Here is a 19,951-nt window from a genome sequence, read left to right on the forward strand (position 1 = left end):
CTTCACCGAGTCAGAGTCGTAATATGACTCCATCGGCAGCAAATACTGCAAAAGAATTTTTAAACTTTATACCAATCCCGGTAAGAGAATAGTTCGTTACTACGATTGGTATCATCCTTCTAGGAGCAACATTATGAACAAACAAGTAAGCCTAATTGGTCTAGACAGCGAACAATCAGCACAACTAGCTCAACAGTTAAATCAACTGCTAGCGCATTACCAAGTGTTGTACATGAACTCTCGCGGTTACCACTGGAACATTAAAGGTGCGCAATTCTTCGAACTGCACGTAAAATTTGAAGAGATTTACACTGATCTACAAACAAAAATCGATGAGCTTGCAGAGCGTATTCTAACTTTGGGTCATACGCCAGCGCACTCATTCAGCAACTACTTGGAAGCAAGTGAAATTAAAGAACATCAAAACGCGACTTCTGGTGAGGAGTGTGTACAAGGTCTGGTTCAAGGCTTTAGCGTTCTACTTCTAAAACAGCGTGAGATTCTACAAAACGCGGGTGAAGCAGATGACGAAGGTACAGCGGCATTGATGGGTGACTACATCCGTGAGCAAGAAAAATTAATGTGGATGCTTAACGCTTACCTACAAGGCTAAGCAGCGCATCACCCAAGCAATCCTTGGGAACGCATGAAACAATCGGGAATAAGTCATAAGGGGCACGTTGGTGCCCCTTTTTTTGTTTGCGTATTTTATATGTGTGCTTTATTTGCGTGGTAAGGATTCAAAACGGCTCAATAAATCACTGAGTTCATTAAGCGCCAATGAGGCTGAATCATTGAAGGTTTCTTGATTACCGTGATGAACAAGGCAAGAGGGCATCTGCGCGTTATACGCTGCCTGCAAGTCGTAAAGGTAATCGCCGACATAAAGCACTTCATTAGGCATCAAACGCCACTCTTTCGCCAACACCTGCAAAGACAATGGGTCTGGCTTGGGCGGGAAGCATTCACGAGTGATGACTCGTTCCACTGAGATTTGGTTGTGCTCTAGTTTGCGCTGCGTGGCGATTTGGCAGTTGCGCGTCACGATAGCGGTTTTGATTTCATTTTGATGCAAGTGGGCGAGTAATTCATGGCAGCCAATCATTGGAGCAGACTGCTCAGCATCAGAAATCTCGTAATCAAATATCACGTTATGAGCGTGCTCTCGATGATGAGGGTGCTCAAGTGCGTCGACAAAATCCAATAGATCTTCACTCTGCGGACAGCCAAGCTGTTGTCGCAATTCGCCGAAGTTCATATCAGAACTCACCAAGGTGTTGTCTAAATCAAACACCACGGCTTTAATTTTATCGAGCTGTAAAGGGAATGGAATCATAATGACCTCGTACAACTTAACCGAACTATCGTTTTAAAAAACAAAAGGTTATTGTTAAGTTTAGATTCTTCTGCTTGGATTGTACGAAAATAAATCACTAGTACGTCACAAATTAAATAGTCTTAACGATTTTAGTGTTTGATTACCTTTCCTCAAGACGAAAGATTTTGCCGCTGTCGGTAGAAAAGTAGATATAACCATCGGGGCTGATGGTTATATCTCTTATTCGCTCACCAAGATTCTCCATCAATCTTTTTGATTCGGTGAGCTTGCCATTCTCAATAGAAACTACGTTGATGTGCGCCAGTTTCAATGCACCGGCGAGGATTTTTCCGTCCAATTCAGGGTACTTATCGCCACGGTACAAAATCATGTTACTTGGTGCGATAGAAGGGATGTATACCAGTTTTGGATCTTCCATTCCCGGTAACGACTTAGCTTCCCCGACGTCCAACGGACCCCAATACTCTTTACCATGAGAGACTTTTGCCCAGCCGTAGTTCGCGCCTTTCTTGATTAGATTAATTTCATCGCCACCCCGTGGTCCATGTTCAATCGACCACAGCTGTTTTGTTGCTTCGTCGTAAAACATACCTTGTGGGTTACGGTGCCCGTAACTCCATATCTCATGACGAGCTTCGGAAGGTTTGAATGGGTTGTCTTGCGGAACCGAACCATCAAGATTAAGGCGTAGAATACTGCCAGCATGGGTTTGAGTGTCTTGTCCATTATCACGTTCGCCACGGTCACCGATTGAGAAGTAAACTTTATCGTCTACAAATGAAATTCGACTGCCGTAGTGGCGACCTGTATCGGTGAAGGCATCAGCAACAAAGAGATCTTTCCAACCTACAAGCTGATTGTTTTGCAATTGCGCCGTCGCTAACGCCACCGTATTGCCTTTGCTCGTACGCTTGCTGTAGGTAAAGAAGAGTTGCGGGTTTTGCTTATCGGCATTCGGTGCGAGCGCAACATCCAATAAGCCGGCTTGTCCACTGGTGTTCACATCGGGAACGTTAAACAGCTTTTGAGGTTTGCCTGTGGTGATATCCAGCAACGAAACCGTACCGTTCTTTTGATTGACGATAACGCGTTGATTATCTAAGAACTCGATCCCCCAAGGGATCTGAAATCCACTCGCCACTTCGTTGGCGCGGTATTCGGCAGTGTTGGCAGAACAGGATAAACAAGCGAGTAGGGTAGCAGCAATCGTTCTCATGGTTCCTTCCAATATGAATCGTATTAATACTTAAAAGCTAACACTAAAAGACTATGTTTGGCAGAGATTCACTTGTATATGAATGTAAAAAATCCCCGATACGAGATCGGGGATTGAATTAAGGCTAGAGAATTGTTTAGTTAGCGAGATTACATCGCTTCTTCGAAGATCTTAGAAATTTCTTCGTGAGTTGCTTGTTTAGGGTTAGTGAAACCACAAGCGTCTTTCAGTGCGTTGTCTGCTAGTGTTGGGATGTCTTCTAGTTTCGCACCAAGCTCTTTAATACCTGCTGGGATACCCACATCTTTCGCTAGAGTAACGATAGCGTCGATTGCTGCCGCTGCACCTTCTTCAGCAGACATGCCTTCTACGTTTACGCCCATTGCTTTTGCTACGTCACGTAGACGCTCAGGACATACTTGCGCGTTGTAACGCTGTACGTGAGGTAGAAGAATCGCGTTACAAACACCGTGTGGAAGGTCGTAGAAACCACCTAGCTGGTGTGCCATTGCGTGTACGTAACCTAGAGAAGCGTTGTTGAACGCCATACCCGCCATGAACTGTGCGTATGCCATTTGTTCACGAGCTTCTAGATCTTCACCGTTTTTCACTGCTGTGCGTAGGTAAGCTTGGATAAGCTCAATCGCTTTGATTGCTACTGCATCAGTGATTGGTGTTGCCGCGATAGATACGTAAGCTTCAATCGCGTGAGTTAGGGCATCCATACCTGTTGCCGCAGTTAGCGAAGCAGGTTTAGCGAGCATTAGCTCTGGATCGTTTACCGAGATAAGCGGTGTTGTGTGCTTATCAACGATAGCCATCTTAATGTGACGCTCTTCGTCAGTGATGATGCAGAAACGCGTCATTTCAGATGCAGTACCCGCCGTCGTGTTGATCGCGATAAGTGGCATCATTGGTTTTGCAGATTGGTCTACGCCTTCGTAATCTGCGATTTTGCCGCCGTTAGAAGCAACAAGCGCGATACCTTTCGCACAGTCGTGTGGTGAACCGCCGCCTAGAGAGATAACGAAGTCACATTCGTTATCAGTAAGAAGTGCTAAGCCGTCGTTAACGTTGCTGATAGTTGGATTTGGTTGAGTGCCATCAAACACAACGGTTGCTACATCGCGCTCAGTGAGAAGGTCTTGAACTTGTTTGACTACACCGATTTGGTTAAGGATCTTATCCGTAACAATCAAACCTTTTTTAAAGCCTTGAGATTGGATGCTGTCTGCTGCGTCTTTCAGACAACCAGCGCCCATTAGGTTTACGGTAGGGATAAAAAATGCACTTGTCATATTGGATTGCTCCGTCGTTATTTTTAATAATCTTTCTTAATTTGCCATTTACTGTCGCACATTCGTTTCCAGATTGAAGTTGATCTGAAGCAAGTTTACCTACTTAGAGGTACTTGCAAGAGAAAAACTGTGACAGTGATCTTGTTGCACTGCGTATAAGTGCAACACTGATATAAAGTAGAACAAATATGAAACTATGGACGCAAACGATTGGCAGAAATTGACTTCTGACGCGGATATATCTCTAAATTCGACTAAAGTATAAAAAATCCCCATTAATAACTTAATTATCAATGGGGATAGGGAAGTGTTTTATAAGCTAACTACTAATAATTAAGCTATTTTAATCAGTTTTGATACTAACTTTTCGATACCTGAAGCCGCTTGAGAGATATTCTCTGCCAACATGTAAGCAGGGGTTGAAAGTACGAGGTGTTTTTCATCAAAAACGATGTCTTCGACAGGGCACGTGGTGTGTTCACCGCCCATTTGATTAAATGCTATTGAGACTGCCTCATCGTTGCCTACCGTTCCTTTCACGCCTTGCTCATAAATCATCGGAATAATGACAGGAGAAATACACAGATAGCCAGCTGGTTTTTTCGCATTAGCAAACGCGCGACAAGCTTGAGCTACGTGTGTGTTAATGGAGCACTCCGCACCCGAAACAGCGAAGTCGGTTAAGTTTTTCGCGGCACCAAACCCACCTGGAAGCAGTAGGGCATCGTATTCATCGACGTTAAGTTTGGCGACATCGTCAATATTTCCGCGTGCAATACGAGCTGATTCGATCAATACGTTACGTGTTTCATCCATTTCGTCACCAGTTAGGTGATTGATGACGTGGAGTTGGTCAATGTTAGGTGCAAAGCAGTGCCAAGTTGCACCTGCCTTCTCGATGGCGTAGAGCGCCAACACTGCTTCGTGGATCTCAGAACCGTCGTAAACGCCTGAACCACTTAAAATGACTGCGACTTTTTTCATGTTTGGATTCCTTTACTCTGAACGTTCCTTAGATTGCTCTTCGCTATCTAGACCATGCGTTTCCGAATGTGTTTTAACGTTTTCACTCTCGTTGTCATCTTCATCATAGTAGCGCACAACAAAGGGTGTAAGCATAACACTAGAGGGCAGAAAATGTTTCATATCGACTCCAACGGCTTAATAGAATGATTTTTATACTGATTTTTATAAAACAGTACGTTGAACCTGATCATTTTTGAGTTAAGCTGACGTTTCCTTTGGCATTCGTGAGTGGTAGGTCACATGAAATCAGTGCAATTTCGTTTCACACTTTATGGTTGTATCGCGATTCTCTCTTGGAGTTGTCTGCTTGGCATCGCGAGGTTGGTTACGGAGAGTTTAGGTCCTGTAGGCGGGGCAGCCATGTTGTACTCTCTTAGCTCTGTTTTCCTTCTTATCGTGGTCGGTATTCCAAAGTTGTCTTACTTTTCTCCCAAGTATCTTGCGCTTGGTGGTGCGATGTTCGTCTGTTATGAAATATTTCTCGCTCTATCTTTGGGATATTCCAACTCGCGCGCGCAGGCAATTGAGGTGTCGATTGTCAATTACCTTTGGCCCGCACTGACGGTTTTATTTGCGGTCCTTGGCAGCAATAAAAAAACAAACTGGTTGCTTTATCCCGCAGTTACGCTGGCGTTTGTTGGGGTTGCTTGGACTGTGAGCGGTGAGAATGGCTTATCCATAACTCAGATCATGTCCAATGTTAGTAGTAACCCTCTGGTGTATTTTATGGCTTTCGCTGGCGCGGTTATATGGGCTTTTTATTGCAACTTAACCCAAAGGCAGCAATCTAAACATAATGCGATTACCCTGTTTTTTATTGCAACAGCTGTTTCGCTTTGGGTCAAATACGCGTTTACGGATGAGCCACCAATGACATTCAGTTGGGAAGCGATGGGGTACTTAGTGGCCTCTGCGGCTTTAATGGCTGGTGGTTATGGTTTATGGAATATCGCGATCGTTGGCGGCAATATGGTTTTTCTCGCCACCTTGTCTTACTTCACACCCATTTTTTCCGCTTTATTTTCTTCCATTATTCTTGGCGTAACTCTGAGCCATAGCTTTTGGCAGGGCGTTGTGATGGTAACGGTGGGCTCGCTGATGTGTTGGTTAGTCACCAAAGAGAAGCGCGAAGCGGCTGGGTAAGTTACCAACGAGATCAGAGAATTTAAGTGAGCAACGAACAGATCTCCCTTGCGAGCTGTATTCGAATACGAAGAAACTAAATCGAAAAAATTAAAAAAGCTCCCGAGATTGGGAGCTTTTTATTGAGTTTTAACGGCTCTTTGGTGGCACTCTAATAAGCGACGTTCAAGTGTAGTTGAAGCTTGAATCTGTGCTTCGACAGTCGCTTGATAAGCTGCTTACGAGTGTGCTCTAGTGTATCAAGCTCCAATGTGTCGTCATCAATATGTACGTCCACATTTACTCGTAGCTCTTGGCCCACCTTCGTTACGCCAGCCAGTTTCAATTGATGCTCAGTTACTTTTTCAATCTCAAGAACATCTTTGCCAACGCTCTGACACAGCTCTTTGCTTGGTGTCATCATTAGTAGTTCACGTAAGGCACCTACTAGCATATCGAACGGTACTTTGAGGAAGTAAAAGCCCATTAAAACCATCATCATGGGATCGGCATATACCGCATACTCAGAGAATGGCGTTAGTGAAACAGCCCAAGCTGAGATAAATCCTACGGTCACCGCCACACTTAGCAGAGTATCCATTTGCCACTGTTTTTTCTCCGCTTCAATCAAGCCTGATGAGAAGCGGCGGCTGCGTTTCGCCATAAACCACCAAGCGTAACCACAGCCGATAACATTCACGATGCCGAATAAGGTCGCAATAGAAGCATCGACCTCACGACCTCCAGACATCAATGCTGATATCGCAGAGTAGAGAGAGAAGCTTACAACCACTAAAATGACGGCTGCTTTTATCGCAATAACGATTGGTTCTAAGACCGCTTTTCCAAATGGGAATACAGATTTTGAAGGTTTGTTAATATAGTAAGAAGCGGCCAGTGACAATAAAGTTAACAGTAAGCTGACCAAAGAGTAAACACCGTCAAACACGATGACAATTGAGCCTACAAGCAAGCCAAGTACCATACCACCAGCAGCGAACCCAGATGCCAAAAGGGCTGAAATGGTTAGAATACGGTTTTCGTTTTTGCTTGTCCTGTCACACATAAAAGATGCCTTTGAATTTTAATACCTTACTATTCTTCGCTCATAAGGTAATTTAGGCAACCACAAAGTGACCAGTAACTAATCTAAAAAATTGCGCTTTTATTTATGTTCTTATAAAACAACGGCTTACTGTGGTTTTTTGGTGTCAGTAAAATTGACGCTCACTGATAAAATGTTTAGAAGTCAAATAAATACTCGCTCAATTTATCTGCTAACCACGTCATTGCAGGATGCTCAGTATGGCCGTTAGGTGAAAACATACAGTAGTCTTCTTGCGTCAATCCGTATGTGTGTTTGATAACGGCGAGCTTCTGCTGACGAAGGTAATGGCGGATTAATGGTTCAGGAAGCACGCCCCAAGCGTCTTCTTCTAAGATGGTGTTCAGCATGTAGTCAAAACTCGAAAAACCAATATATCGAGTCGAGAAAGGTTGCAGTTCAGGGTTGTCTTTCTCATTTAGGTACACCATTAGTGCTTGCATTTGACTACGTAGATCTTCGTCTGAGACACGGCGCATCTTACTTAGGCGGTGTTCTACACTGCATACTGACATCATACGTATCTTGCCTAACGGGTTATATACGATACGAGGATCGTCTACTCGCTCATAATCAACACCGAAAGCAAAATCTACTTGGTGGGTACTGACCAAGTTGGCTAAGTCGCCACTGGATGCCAAGATTAAGTTGAAGGTTGTTGAAGGAAAGCGGTTATTCAATGTATGAGATAGTTCTTGCCAGAGATCATCAGGTAAGGAGTCGTCACGTGCTACCCAAACTTCCGCGTTAAACCCTTCCGAGATTTGAGCGCAGGTCTTTCTGACCCGTTGTGCGATGATAAGTAGGTGTTCGCAATCTTTGTAAATGGCTTTCCCAGCTTCAGAGAGGGTGAGCTGGTTGCCAGTTCGGTTAAACAATTCAACGTCGAGGTCTTTCTCTAATGCCTTAATCGACATACTGAGTTTGGTACGATTGCAGTCGAGTTGCCTTGCCGCTTCAGAAACAGAACCACACTCAGCGATGGTGCAGAAGGCTTCTACTTGAGTTAAGTTCATGATTTGACACAACCAATAAATGAATTCAAATAATTTGGGTATTATGCAGATGCGCTCCCAAAGCCATGAAAGATTATCGAAAAAAACGCGAATCCGCCAGATAAGTCTATGGTCTTTTAACGGTTTTGCGGTAATCTATGTGGGTTACAAAAAGTGAACATGGAGGCCACGATGGCACAAGATTGGGACGGCTTAGCAAAAAACTGGGAATCAAATCCAGCAACAGAGCAATTTGCGCAGTCGGTGTTTGAGCAGTTACAACAGCTAACTCAGCTTGATGGCATTAAAGTACTAGATTTTGGATGCGGAACAGGGCAGTTAAGTCAACGATTGTCACCGATGGTTAAAGACATCGTAGCATTAGACGCATCGGAAGCCATGATTGAGGAACTCGATAAAAAAGAGCTCGTCAACGTAGAACCTGTGGTAGATGCATTATCTCGCGGCTTGGTTGCTCAGCACCCTGCGTTTCGTGGACAGTTCGACTTGGTGGTTGCATCATCAGTTTTAGCGTTCGTGGAAGACTTAGACGCGTCATTGACGATCTCGCATTCTCTACTTAACCACGGCGGCTATTTTGTTCATTTTGATTGGATTGCAGAATCTGAACAAGACGGTTTTACCCTTGCGAAGTCTGAGCGTGCACTGAAAGAAGCGGGTTTTACTGAAGTTGAATCGCAACACGTTTTTGACATTACATCTGATGGTAAAACAATGTCGGTATTAATGGGGCTTGGTCGTCGCTAATACCGCTGTATAAAGAACAAAAAATGACAAAAGCGAGCTAACAAGCTCGCTTTTTTCTTATCTGCTGAGGGTATGTGTAACTTCACTTGCTCTAAACAAGTCGTCGTGGTGCAGGCAAGGACATACTCGAACAACTTAGTCTTCGGAGGTTATTTTGAGACGATTATCCTGCGTATCTCCTCCAGCACTTCAGGGTTGGCTATTGCGCCTAAATTTTCGACGTTTCGGTTGTTAACGACTTGCTTAACGGCTAACTCGACCAGCTTTCCTGAGCGTGTCTTAGGTATATCGCTTATTGCGTAAATCGCACTAGGTACATGCCTTGGAGAACATGCAGACTTTAGCTGTGCTTTGATGGAAGCGATCATCTCGTCATTGAGCTCTACCCCTTTGACTAATTGGACAAACAGCCATATTTGTTCGTTGCGATCGACTTCTTTTCCTACTGCGATCGAATCTAGAATACCGTCTATACAGTTCACTTGCTGATAGATTTCGGCCGTGCCGATTCTTACGCCACCGGGATTCAACGTGGTATCACTTCGACCATAAAACACGTATCCCCCAACGCTGGTCTGTTCAACATCATCGCCGTGGTGCCAAATATTGTCGAATTTATCCCAATAAGCGCGATGATATCTCTCACCGGTGTCGTTCCAAAAGCCAGCAGGGAAGTTGGGTAATGAATTGGCACAAACCAACTCACCGCGCTCTCCCATTACGCTATTACCTTGTGGGTTAAAGACTCGGACATCGACCCCTAACCCTGCTGATTGGCACTCTCCCCGATAAACGGGAGAAATAGGGTTGCCTAATACAAAGCAGCCACAAATGTCTGTTCCGCCAGAAATCGAGGCGAGGTGTACATCTTCTTTAATGTGCTGATAGACATAATCAAACTGTTCTGGATACAGAACAGAGCCAGTCGAACAAATGGTTTTCAGACTTGAAAATGCATCACTTTTCTGCGGAGAAAAAGATGCTTTTTCCAGCGCCTCTAGGTATTTTGCTGAGGTTCCAAATAGCGTCACTTCGGCTTGTTCTGCGAGGTCCCAGAGCACATTATGAGTAGGGTAAACAGGGCTACCATCAAAAATCACCAAACATGCACCGCTCGCGAGTGAAGAAACGTGCCAGTTCCACATCATCCAGCCGCAGGTTGTGTAGTAAAACACTCGGTCGTTCGGTTGAATATCGCAATGCAGTTGATGCTCTTTCAAGTGATTAAGCACCGTTCCGCCGACGGAATGAACGATGCATTTCGGTTTGCCTGTTGTGCCTGAAGAATAGAGCACAAATAGCGGATCGTTAAAATTCACACGAGTAAAAGTCAGCGCTTCGGGTGTGTATTGATTCAGGACGTTTTGCCAATCTTGGGTGCAGACATCGCATTCAAAAATGTGTGGTTTAAGGTAGCTAATTTGGCAAACTTGTTTAAGACCATCAAGATGATCCGTAATATGCTGGTTTTTCTCAGACATATCGAAAGTTTTGCCATTGAATGTATAGCCATCACAAGTAAACAGGATTTTGGGTTTCACTTGACCAAAGCGCTCCAAAACGCTTTCGACGCCAAAATCAGGTGAGGTGGAAGTCCAGGTCGCCCCTAAACTGGTGGTTGCTAGCATAGCTATCACCGTTTGAGGTAGGTGAGGTAAATAACCAGCGACGACATCACCTTGCTTAATTCCACATTCTTTCAACCATTGCTGCACACTCGAAACTTCTTCGCACAATTGTTTCCAGGTGTAGGTCTGTTTTTCTTCACGTTCATTTTCAAACCAAATCGCGAGATCATCGGGTTGGTGACACGCGTAGGTTAGCAAATTTTCGGCGTAGTTAATTTGCGCGTTTGGGAACCATTTATATCCCTATTTTCAACAGGTTGCTGCCAGCGACTTTCTGCTCGCTCTTTTATGGTCTCTCCCTGAGTGCCAATGACGTCGCAGAATAGCCAAACTTCCTGCCAAAATTTTTCTACATGATCGAGTGACCATTGATGCAGATCAGCGAAGCTTTCAAGGGTATTTCCTTGTCGATTAATGTGTTCAATAAACTGTGTAATGTTGGCTTCTTCGATACGACTTTCGCTCGGGTGCCATACTTTGCTGCTCTCGCGCATAGGTCCCTCTATAACAAAGTGATAACAGGTTTTAGTTTGAGAGGAATACACGATAAAGTCAAACAAGCCAGAGATTATATCGTGTTATAAAAATCATGCAGTTACGATGCATTGTAAACAATATGTTACATCGGGATGGTGCTGAGAAAATCGCGCAGGGATTGGAAGCTCTTAAGACTACAGATAGGCTTAATGTAAAGGATTTGTTAATGGAGATGAGCCATGACGCAGTATCGTTCTAAACCCGTAAACCAGGAAGGCAGGGTTGAATGGAGCCGTGAAGAAGACGCCATTTGGCGAGATTTGGTAACACGACAAATGGGTGTGATCCAAAACAGAGCTTGTGAGGCTTATTTACACGGTTTGACGCTGCTTGATTTACCTCAAGACCGCGTTCCTCAGTTACCAGAAATTAATCGTGTCTTGATGGAGACAACAGGTTGGCAAGTGGAGCCCGTTCCCGCGCTTATTGATTTCGACCGATTTTTTAATCTACTCGGTAATAAGCGCTTTCCAGTCGCCACATTCTTGCGTACAAGAGATGAGTTCGATTACTTACAGGAGCCAGATTTCTTCCACGAAATATTTGGTCATTGCGCGATGTTAATCAACCCAGACTTTGCTGCATTTACCGAGCATTATGGTCAACTAGGGCAAGCCGCTACCCCAAAACAAAGAGCCTATCTCGCTCGCCTCTACTGGTTTACCGTAGAGTTTGGCTTGGTGAAAGAAGGGGACAAAACCAAAATTTACGGTGGTGGTATTCTCTCATCTCCTGGCGAAACCCTCTACGCATTAGAGAGTGATGCAGCAATTCGCGACCCATTTGAATTACAAACAGTGCTGAGAACGCCTTATCGTATCGACATCATGCAACCGAAGTATTACGTGATTGATGACTTTTCTCAGCTCTTTAAAATCAGTCAGTTAAATTTATTGAAACAAGCCGATCTAGCGATTGAAGCTGGACTGCTTCCTCCACTTTTTGAACCAAAGGAACCTGCTCATGTTGAATGAACAAAAATGCGAAGCTTGTAGTATCGATGCCATTGCACTAAGCAAAGAAGAACAACAATCTCTGCTGCTGCAATTGTCTGATTGGCAGATCATTGAAAGAGAAGACATACCTCAACTAGAAAAGGTGTATAAATTTAAGAACTTCAAACAAGCATGGGCTTTCAGTAACAAAATCGCGGAACTGGCAGAAGATGAGTTCCACCATCCTTCTATTTTGTTGGAGTGGGGTAAGGTTACCGTAACGTGGTGGAGTCACTCTATCAAAGGTCTGCATAAAAACGATTTTATCTGCGCATCAAAGTGTGACGCGCTAGCATCGGCAGAGTAGGACATTACCTCATACAAAAAACGCCCGGCTTACGTCGGGCGTTTTGGTTCTAAATGACTTTTACATTACTTTATAGATTGATTCGGAAGACGGATGTCGTGCCCGATACCTCATTGCCAACGACGATAAAATGACCACCGTTACGGGTAAAGTAATTAATGGACTCTGGACCTAAATCGCCTGCTTTTGGATTGTATGTGTCGTTCATGCATTCGCCATCTTCGACTTCTGTACATACTGGCTGATTGTAATCACGGCGGTTTACGTAATGCATAAACTGCGCTTGTTTCGGGTCTGTGATGTCATAAATCATGATACCGCCTTGACGCTCCAAGCCGATAAACGCGTAATGACGACCGTTAATTTGTGCTACTTCAATCGCCTCTGGCTCAATACCTTTATCATCACTTCGGTCATCCCCACTACTATTGTTATCGTTGGTGCTGTTGAAGTTCTTGCCTTCATTCAGCAGCGCGATAGTCGCGAAATCGTCACCACTATCGAAGACCAACTTGCCGTTTTCATCCCAAATCGAGAATGAACGCGCGCCAAATGATTGAACATTCTCTTGTGCAGAAAGCGTTTGTTCCGGCTTAATCACTTTTAAACGCGCGAGTTGTTTGTTGTCTTTTAGTGCCTCTGCCAATGGGTGTTCTGCTGCCACTTTCAGCTTCTTACCGCGCACTTCATCAATATGGCTTAAACAGGTTCCTTGCTCAGATGTATATTCATCTGTACCGAGGTAATCGTCTTCATCCCACATAAAGCCAGCTTTGTCGCACAGTTCTTGAGTGGTTTTGAATCCGTACTCACGCCCGTCGCCTTCATTTGCCGATACGATGTAAGTACTCCCATTCACTGAGTAGCTGTCGATGGTGTCAGGCATAAATAAGCCAACCAGTTGTGGGTAGCTTTTCAAGTTCCCAATGATTTTGTCTTTGTTGGATGCATCGAGTTTAGCGCCCGACCAAGACTTCTCACCTAAGCCAACAATTTTTTCTACCGATTTGCTCTCTGGATTGACGATTGCCATGGCGTTATTTTCTTGTAGCGCGACATAGATTTTGCCGTTATCTGCAAAAGTGAGGTATTCCGGCTCTAGATCTTGTGCGATGGTGGCGTTTACCCCCGAAATACGCACATTCTTTGGAAGCTCTGCTTTTCGTGAATCATCAAATTCGTTAAAGCCAATTTGTGACACTTCTGCTTGAGCAACACCAAGGCTCAGATCGATCAAAGTGATACTACCTTCAGGGTCAATGCTGTAATCGCTGTTTGGTTCTCCTTCATTAGCGGTTGCGATGTATCGGCCATCTTTCGAGAAGCCAACCATGTCTGGCAATGCGCCTGTTGGAAACGTCATGACTAATGACAAATCGTCGGAGCGGTACAAGCCAACAATACCATTCGCTTGTTTATTACTGTTTTCAATCGCAACTGCTACCAAACCATTGAATACAGCGACACTGTTTGCTGCGCCAATTTCAATGCCCGCTGCTTCGCCAGCGCTGTTGAGATCAATGAATGCGCTTTGCGTTGGTACGCCGTTGTCATCCATAGAAAGTACATCGACACGTTTTGTTTGAGCATTAACCACATAGAGTTTATCCGTACAAGCGTCATAACTGACGATTTCAGCTGCCGATGTGTCGAATGGAGCATCAGCAACGGATGTTCCGATAAACGTTAAACCTTGAATTGACGTTTCCCCAGTAACGGGTGCAGTGGTAGGTTTGCATTGTGTAGCGAATGAAGCCACGGTATCTTCGGGTTGTGATGAACACGCGATGGCAAGTGATGACAATGCGAGTACACCGATTGCCTTTAAAGGGGTGATCATGATATCTCCTTATCAATCCGATAGGTTGTCAATCAGCATGGGTTTTATGCTGCTGTCCATTTCCGCAATTGGAATGATAGAGCGCTGAATGACGTTTGATTTGGTAAGGCTCTGAATATATGTATGATTGATGACTCTTATATTGGCTTTTTATGAAACTAATGTGTCATCAATATGATGAAGTAGGGATAGAGGAATAATGGAATTAAAATCGTTTTTAGATTTATTGGCAGCGTCACCAGAGCAGGTCGAATTTGAAGCAACGATGGCGGTGATCGAAGATAACTATACGTTTGAGCCAACCGCTTTTGTAAATGGTGAGACACAAAACAATGCAGGCGAGAACAACGGTTCGTGTAAGATCTTCGCTTTCGGTTTGCTAAACAACCTAGACAAAGAAGCGACGCTAGCCTGCTTTGGCCGTTTTTATCGTGAAGATGTATTGCAGCATCCAGAGAACAGCGATCACCAGAATATTCGTAATTTTATGGTGACAGGGTGGGAAGGCATTAAGTTTGAAGCGTCCGCTTTAACCGCTAAATAAACACCAGTCAGAAAACGATGATCAGTAAGCCAGTCGTATTACGCGACTGGCTTTTTTTCTAGACATTTTCGGCACAAACACAGCTGGTTGGCGCTTGGCTTGGGTAAATCACGGGTTTCAATAGTAAAGCACCAGCATGTCTCTTTGCCTGCGGCGATATCACAATGGGCTTGAGTCCCGCACTCAGGACAACTGTGCGTTGAATCTTCTCCTGCGATTTGTTCGATAATCGCATCTCGTTGGAGATCGGTTTTGTCTTTCCATTGGATGATTTCATCCATCGTCCGGTGACAACCAGAGCATATTCCGGCGTTATTTTTACATGCTGCTCGACAAGGTGACTTCATTGCTTTCTCGTTCTCATTTTTTATGCCGCGTACTCTAGCACAAAGCGAGTCAAGGCCGCCAAAATAAACGTGACTGCGATTTGCTGGTGAGGAGGGAGAACCAGTGTTACCCTTGGGCGAGTTACCTTAACTCTCTGTCACTTATGTTAGAAAAAGAAAACCTCATTAAACTCGCTAGAATGCAAATGCCATTTGGGAAATATGCAGGGCGAGTGTTAATCGACCTGCCTGAAGAATACTTACTGTGGTTTGATAAAAAGGGCTGGCCAAGCGGCGAGCTAGGGGATTTGCTCAAGCTATGTTTAGCGCTCAAAATTGAAGGCTTAGATAGTGTCGTGAAGCCTTTGAAGCGTATGTAACTAGCCACAGAAACTCCCACTCTTAATGAAAAGACTTATTATGAATTTTGATATCGATGCGCTGAAACACCACCAATTGGTCGAAGATGGTAAACTAGAGGGATGTTACATTCATCAGCCAGCTCAAGGTAGCCAGCGAGATGACAAAGCTGTTTTGGCAGAGCGCCAAGCGTTGGAAAAGTTGGGATATAAGGTAATACAGGTTAAAGCTAAAGGCGGGACAACAACGTTTGCCGAGGCGATGCAAAAGCTTGCGAAGGAAACTGGTCACCTGCCTAAGGAGTAAGTGAGTGTAACCTGCCACAGCCTTACAAGTTCTCCCACCAGTCTATTTTTTCATTCAAAAGAGCCAGACCGTTAGGCTAACTCTTTATTGCCCCAAAAAAGAACTGGAATAAATACTCTACAAAATTTGGTTCGTACGTTTTACCCTACGAAAAGTTATCCGATTGAATGTAACTCAACACTATTGAGCCTTCATTGTGCTTGTTTGATTAGTCAAACTGCCTATTTAATTGGTTAAATCATCATGCAATCTTGTTGGGGATGATAAATCACTGAAAATATTGTTATTATCCTTTTTATTTATCAGTAAAACCGACTCCCATGAGATATGAATCCTCTCCTGTAGCCCCAGAAGAAAGACAAGAAACCACTAGAGAACGAGCAGCACGTCAACGCTGAGAACGTCAGGAAGAGCTGAGATCTACCGCGAGCGATGAGAAACGATGGGCTGAAAATAGAGAGCGCGTTCTTGCTGAACGCAAAGCGGTCCAACAAGCTTACGACCTAACAGAAAAAGAATGGAACGATGATTTACAAAAGCAAGCTAAAGAATATCAGTGGGACACCTCTCAACAAGAGAACGTGAGTATTGCGGTACTGACTGTTGAAGAAGGTAACGAGTATTTAGACTTGCTCATCAAAGACTCGCATGGACAACTTTCGAACGGCAAGGACTACACTGGCGTAGGCATGGGGCTTAAAGGCGCTTATGAGGTCGCTAAAGAGCTTGGCGGTTGGGGGCAACCGCTAAAGCTGTCAATATCAATGGTGTAATGAATATTGTGGTTGAGAACTACAAGCCTAAATATTTAGACCTAGGTATCCGTTGGCAAGAAGCAACACCACAAATGCTTAAAATTGGTCATGCTCTAAATACTGTTCAAGGCGATGTCAGTTTCTTGAAAGGCAACATCTATGTTGAACTTGTGTTTAGTGGTGCGGTTAATGCGGTTGACTACATTCTACATGATGAAAAAACGCTAGGTGAAGTGGTCGGCCAATTTACAGCGGATATATCTAAGGGCATTGCCGCAGGAGTTATCGCTCAAGGAATAACTATTCTGGGAGTCGCAACATTAAGTACGGTACTTGTTGTGCCAACCGCTCTAACACTTGGTATTTTCGCTGTTACTGCGTTTATTGTAGGAAAGGAAATATCTAAACTAGATGACCAATTTAAATTCACGGAACCGATGAAGAATCAAGTAGAGAAAACTATTAATGATTTCTAATGAAAAATTTAACCGAAGACTAAAGATAAAGCGTTGGCTTAAAGTGATGGCTAGTTGGCCTCTTATGGTTTTTATGGTGTGGTTGAGCTACAGCTCAATTAATGAGTTAATTAGCATTAACAACTCAATCGGTATCATTCCTAAAGTAAAACTAGCAGGTTTAGTGAACAATGTTGCTTCTTTTGTAGGCCTTCTAATATTTGGTTTTATAGCGATCATTCCCATAGCTATGCTACACAGGTCAACAGAACTATTACTAAAAGTACCATTTTCGACAAAAACAGGGCTATATTCTATAGCGATAATAGTATTAAGTTCTATTGCCTCTGCCATATGGTTAGATAACAACACGAGAGAAAAAATAAAGCAATATGACTATATTGAATGTACTTCTGAACAAGAACTTACATTAAAATCCTCAAGTCGGACGTATGTTTTAGACCCTAGTTCGTGCGGTTAAATCATCTTTCAAGCTCTTGGCACAAGCACCCTGCTAGCGTATGTACATGTCATGCGCTAGCTCTCAATACTTGAAGTTATCCATTAGTTGCTAATATTCTATTTGTCGTAACGCATTTTTCGCCAATTATAAGCTATAGGGTTTTCTCAAGCTGTATTTTGCTTTACAGGAGTCAGAATGCCTGGCTCCTTTTCCCTTTGCTTGTCGCGAACGCTACCATCTTGGTCGTAGAGTATTGGTTATCGAAACCATTAACTCATGTTAGTGAAAGGAAGTTCCTGAACCCTATAGTGCTTCTTTCACCAATCTTCTGTTTGGGCCATTATCTCTAACATCCAGACGCGAAATAGCATAAGATACACGGCCTTTACTAGCACTGAGCCACTCATTGTAATGACAGATAAAACACAGCAAGCGACATTTGCCGATCTTGGCCTGATTCCAACATTAGTCGAGCGACTAGAAGCGTTGGAATACAGCCAACCGACGCCCATTCAATCCCGTTCTATTCCTGATATCCTTGAAGGGAAAGATATTATTGGTGGTGCCAATACGGGGTCTGGTAAAACCGCTGCTTTTTCGCTGCCAATCTTGCAAAAAATTGTTCAGCAAGACGAATCAAACAATCGCCGTGGCAACTTCGTTTCCCACCTGATTTTAGTACCAACTCGTGAGTTGGCATCACAGGTGGCATATAACGTCAAATCTTACTCATACCATCTCAGAGATAAGATCAAAACGGTTGCCGTATTTGGTGGTGTATCGGTGAACCCACAAATGCTGGCGCTTCGTGGTGGCTGTGACATCATTGTTGCAACGCCGGGTCGATTACTTGATCTGGTATCCAGTAACGCGATTAAGTTGGACCAAGTAAAAACGCTTGTTCTTGACGAAGCCGACCGTATGTTGAGCCTCGGATTTACCGAAGAACTGAATAAGATTCTTGCGTTACTCCCAGAGAAGAAACAGACGCTGTTATTTTCTGCAACTTTCCCTGATAAAGTGACGACGTTGGCTCAGCAGTTGCTCCGCGACCCTGTTGAAGTTCAGTTGCAGAGCGCAGAAGCCAGCACTTTGGTGCAGCGCGTGTTTAGTGTAAATAAAGGTGAGAAGACGGCGGTACTCGCGCACTTAATCAAACAGCATCAGTGGCGACAGACTCTGATTTTTGTGAACGCTAAGAATGCCTGTAACCATTTAGCTCAAAAGTTGTCAAAACGCGGTATTACCGCTGAAGTTTTCCATGGTGATAAAGGGCAGGGCGCTCGTACTCGTGTCCTTGACGGTTTTAAGTCTGGCGAGATTCAAGTTCTTATTGCCACCGATATCGCAGCACGCGGCCTTGATATTGAAAAACTTCCAGTGGTGATTAACTTCGATCTTCCGCGTAGCCCTGCTGATTATATGCATCGAATCGGTCGTAGTGGTCGTGCTGGTGAAGTAGGTTTAGGGTTATCTCTTATCGATTACGACGACTACCACCATTTCAAAGTGATAGAAAAGAAAAATAAGTTCCAACTTGAACGCGAGCAGGTAGTCGGTTTTGAAGTGGAAGACGATCAGAGTGAAGCCTACTTTTTACCAATGAAGCCGCGAGCGAAGCCAGCAGGTACGGGTAAAAAGAAGAAAAAGCGCAATCAATAGAAAACGTAAACTACATGTGAGTTTACTTACGGGAGTTGCTGGAGAAAGGGAATGCTCACTAGCTTGAGTCTTCGCTTCTAGCCATTCCTTTAAAGAACAATAGAGCCCTGCTGGAGCTACCAGTAGGGCTCTATTGCTTTTCAAGATAGTGTTATTGGCGACGAGCAGGGCGTCCGCGAGGTGAACGCTTTTTAAATGCAGACGCTGCTTTGGCTTGTGACTTAAGAATAGAGTCAACGGTTAGCGGCATTGGCTCTTTAGGTTCAAGGCCATGAGGGAAGGTACGAGCTCTTGGTGGTAAGTTGTATTCTTCTTCGCTCGCGCGTGGCATGCGCTTAAAGCGATAAAGGTAAAAGTTTTCTAATTTTTCTCTCGCCCATTCGGTTTTCTTTAAATACTTCACGCTACTTGCAATCGAAGGCTTAGTGTTAAAGCAATTAAAACGCATTGCTGTATCTAGAATGTCCCAGCCGTAAAAATCCACTAACTCTTGCAACATAGTCTCTAGCTTTAATCCGTGCAGTGGATTGTTCTGTTGCAGCTCGATTCTCTCTTCGTCAGTCATCATTTTTAAGGGCCTTACTCATTAAAGGGCGGAGTTTAACAAAGTATACAATGTAGAGATATCGATAGTTACTTTGCGATGGATGCGAGCACAGTGCTCTCTACCTTGAAAGTATAAATCGGAATTAGCCGCTCTACTTGGCTCTCTGCTCAAAAATGACTCATAAAAGTTCAAGCGTCCTAGCTCGATGTTAAATTATTGTGTAATAAGTGAGATTTTTGTTGTTCTTTTACTAATGTCTAATATTCCTACCCATAGCAACACATGCTTAATAAGATCAAAATCAAAATTGGTTCATGCCGCTTTCTTAGTATGGCCTAGAAGTTTGATGTGGGTGTT

Annotated in this window: 20 protein-coding genes and 2 pseudogenes; 11 read left to right on the forward strand and 11 right to left on the reverse strand. The window is 43.9% G+C overall.

Annotated features, from left to right (window positions below; genetic code table 11):
• Positions 1 to 133 precede the first annotated feature (133 nt).
• The gene (locus tag R8O10_RS11545; RefSeq protein ID WP_033906834.1) at positions 134 to 613 is read left to right on the forward strand and encodes a Dps family protein; all 480 of its coding nucleotides are present in this window, start codon (positions 134 to 136) and stop codon (positions 611 to 613) included.
• A gap of 108 nt (positions 614 to 721) precedes the next feature.
• On the opposite strand, the gene R8O10_RS11550 is transcribed toward R8O10_RS11545, so the two are convergent.
• From R8O10_RS11550 to R8O10_RS11570, 5 genes are all read right to left on the reverse strand, one after another.
• Positions 722 to 1,336, reverse strand: coding sequence for an HAD family hydrolase (locus R8O10_RS11550; protein WP_021707668.1), 615 nt, complete (start codon positions 1,334 to 1,336; stop codon positions 722 to 724).
• Positions 1,337 to 1,478: 142 nt separating this feature from the next.
• Complete coding sequence (locus R8O10_RS11555; RefSeq protein ID WP_318191422.1) at positions 1,479 to 2,555, reverse strand: PQQ-dependent sugar dehydrogenase; 1,077 nt, start codon at positions 2,553 to 2,555, stop codon at positions 1,479 to 1,481.
• 149 nt (positions 2,556 to 2,704) lie between these two features.
• Entirely contained in the window at positions 2,705 to 3,853 is a 1,149-nt protein-coding gene (yiaY, locus tag R8O10_RS11560; protein ID WP_005388247.1) for an L-threonine dehydrogenase, read from the reverse strand.
• Positions 3,854 to 4,186: 333 nt separating this feature from the next.
• On the reverse strand, positions 4,187 to 4,837 hold the full coding sequence (gene elbB, locus R8O10_RS11565; RefSeq protein ID WP_017634378.1) for an isoprenoid biosynthesis glyoxalase ElbB: 651 nt from the start codon (positions 4,835 to 4,837) through the stop codon (positions 4,187 to 4,189).
• Between the two features lie 12 nt (positions 4,838 to 4,849).
• Positions 4,850 to 4,999, reverse strand: a complete 150-nt coding sequence (locus tag R8O10_RS11570; protein WP_017634379.1) for a hypothetical protein — start codon at positions 4,997 to 4,999, stop codon at positions 4,850 to 4,852.
• Between the two features lie 120 nt (positions 5,000 to 5,119).
• On the opposite strand from R8O10_RS11570, the gene yddG reads away from it, so the two are divergent.
• Positions 5,120 to 6,022 (forward strand): aromatic amino acid DMT transporter YddG, encoded by a 903-nt coding sequence (yddG, locus tag R8O10_RS11575; protein WP_005389394.1) that lies wholly within the window; start codon positions 5,120 to 5,122, stop codon positions 6,020 to 6,022.
• Between the two features lie 151 nt (positions 6,023 to 6,173).
• Here yddG and R8O10_RS11580 read toward each other — a convergent pair whose 3' ends face one another.
• Entirely contained in the window at positions 6,174 to 7,067 is an 894-nt protein-coding gene (locus tag R8O10_RS11580; protein WP_005389400.1) for a cation diffusion facilitator family transporter, read from the reverse strand.
• 176 nt (positions 7,068 to 7,243) lie between these two features.
• Complete coding sequence (locus R8O10_RS11585) at positions 7,244 to 8,122, reverse strand: LysR family transcriptional regulator (RefSeq protein WP_005375568.1); 879 nt, start codon at positions 8,120 to 8,122, stop codon at positions 7,244 to 7,246.
• Between the two features lie 171 nt (positions 8,123 to 8,293).
• Between R8O10_RS11585 and R8O10_RS11590 the strand changes: the two genes are divergently transcribed.
• Positions 8,294 to 8,869 (forward strand): class I SAM-dependent DNA methyltransferase, encoded by a 576-nt coding sequence (locus R8O10_RS11590; protein ID WP_085569285.1) that lies wholly within the window; start codon positions 8,294 to 8,296, stop codon positions 8,867 to 8,869.
• Between the two features lie 149 nt (positions 8,870 to 9,018).
• On the opposite strand, the pseudogene R8O10_RS11595 reads toward R8O10_RS11590, so the two are convergent.
• Positions 9,019 to 10,991, reverse strand: a pseudogene (locus R8O10_RS11595) (acetoacetate--CoA ligase).
• Between the two features lie 222 nt (positions 10,992 to 11,213).
• Here R8O10_RS11595 and phhA point away from each other — a divergent pair.
• Both phhA and R8O10_RS11605 read left to right on the forward strand, forming a co-directional pair.
• The gene (gene phhA, locus R8O10_RS11600; RefSeq protein WP_318191423.1) at positions 11,214 to 12,008 is read left to right on the forward strand and encodes a phenylalanine 4-monooxygenase; all 795 of its coding nucleotides are present in this window, start codon (positions 11,214 to 11,216) and stop codon (positions 12,006 to 12,008) included.
• Positions 11,998 to 12,336 carry a 4a-hydroxytetrahydrobiopterin dehydratase gene (locus R8O10_RS11605; protein WP_005375563.1) on the forward strand — a complete coding sequence of 113 codons (339 nt, stop codon included), beginning with the start codon at positions 11,998 to 12,000 and terminating at the stop codon, positions 12,334 to 12,336. The genes phhA and R8O10_RS11605 overlap by 11 nt, the downstream gene beginning before the upstream one ends.
• A gap of 70 nt (positions 12,337 to 12,406) precedes the next feature.
• Here R8O10_RS11605 and R8O10_RS11610 read toward each other — a convergent pair whose 3' ends face one another.
• Positions 12,407 to 14,176, reverse strand: a complete 1,770-nt coding sequence (locus tag R8O10_RS11610) for a choice-of-anchor I family protein (protein ID WP_086047303.1) — start codon at positions 14,174 to 14,176, stop codon at positions 12,407 to 12,409.
• A gap of 199 nt (positions 14,177 to 14,375) precedes the next feature.
• Here R8O10_RS11610 and R8O10_RS11615 point away from each other — a divergent pair, with 199 nt between their 5' ends.
• Positions 14,376 to 14,720 (forward strand): HopJ type III effector protein, encoded by a 345-nt coding sequence (locus R8O10_RS11615; protein ID WP_005375560.1) that lies wholly within the window; start codon positions 14,376 to 14,378, stop codon positions 14,718 to 14,720.
• Between the two features lie 38 nt (positions 14,721 to 14,758).
• Here the strand turns inward: R8O10_RS11615 and R8O10_RS11620 are convergent, their stop codons facing one another.
• The gene (locus R8O10_RS11620; protein ID WP_080276966.1) at positions 14,759 to 15,067 is read right to left on the reverse strand and encodes a cysteine-rich CWC family protein; all 309 of its coding nucleotides are present in this window, start codon (positions 15,065 to 15,067) and stop codon (positions 14,759 to 14,761) included.
• A gap of 143 nt (positions 15,068 to 15,210) precedes the next feature.
• Between R8O10_RS11620 and R8O10_RS11625 the strand changes: the two genes are divergently transcribed.
• The 5 genes and pseudogenes from R8O10_RS11625 to R8O10_RS11650 all read left to right on the forward strand — a co-directional run bounded on the left by R8O10_RS11625 (position 15,211) and on the right by R8O10_RS11650 (position 19,047).
• Positions 15,211 to 15,426: a DUF3820 family protein gene (locus tag R8O10_RS11625; protein WP_005375557.1), complete on the forward strand. Its 216-nt coding sequence runs from the start codon at positions 15,211 to 15,213 to the stop codon at positions 15,424 to 15,426.
• A gap of 40 nt (positions 15,427 to 15,466) precedes the next feature.
• Positions 15,467 to 15,712, forward strand: coding sequence for a hypothetical protein (locus tag R8O10_RS11630; RefSeq protein ID WP_170890046.1), 246 nt, complete (start codon positions 15,467 to 15,469; stop codon positions 15,710 to 15,712).
• Positions 15,713 to 16,032: 320 nt separating this feature from the next.
• Positions 16,033 to 16,943 (forward strand): annotated as a pseudogene (locus tag R8O10_RS27935) (hypothetical protein).
• Positions 16,933 to 17,403 (forward strand): hypothetical protein, encoded by a 471-nt coding sequence (locus tag R8O10_RS11645; protein WP_318191424.1) that lies wholly within the window; start codon positions 16,933 to 16,935, stop codon positions 17,401 to 17,403. Before R8O10_RS27935 ends, R8O10_RS11645 begins: the two are co-directional and overlap by 11 nt.
• A 393-nt stretch (positions 17,404 to 17,796) precedes the next feature.
• Positions 17,797 to 19,047 carry a DEAD/DEAH box helicase gene (locus R8O10_RS11650; RefSeq protein WP_005375545.1) on the forward strand — a complete coding sequence of 417 codons (1,251 nt, stop codon included), beginning with the start codon at positions 17,797 to 17,799 and terminating at the stop codon, positions 19,045 to 19,047.
• Between the two features lie 151 nt (positions 19,048 to 19,198).
• Here the strand turns inward: R8O10_RS11650 and R8O10_RS11655 are convergent, their stop codons facing one another.
• Complete coding sequence (locus tag R8O10_RS11655; RefSeq protein WP_005375544.1) at positions 19,199 to 19,615, reverse strand: VF530 family DNA-binding protein; 417 nt, start codon at positions 19,613 to 19,615, stop codon at positions 19,199 to 19,201.
• Positions 19,616 to 19,951 lie beyond the last annotated feature (336 nt).

It is taken from the genome of Vibrio sp. 1727, from assembly GCF_033344415.1.
Lineage (GTDB): Bacteria > Pseudomonadota > Gammaproteobacteria > Enterobacterales > Vibrionaceae > Vibrio > Vibrio alginolyticus.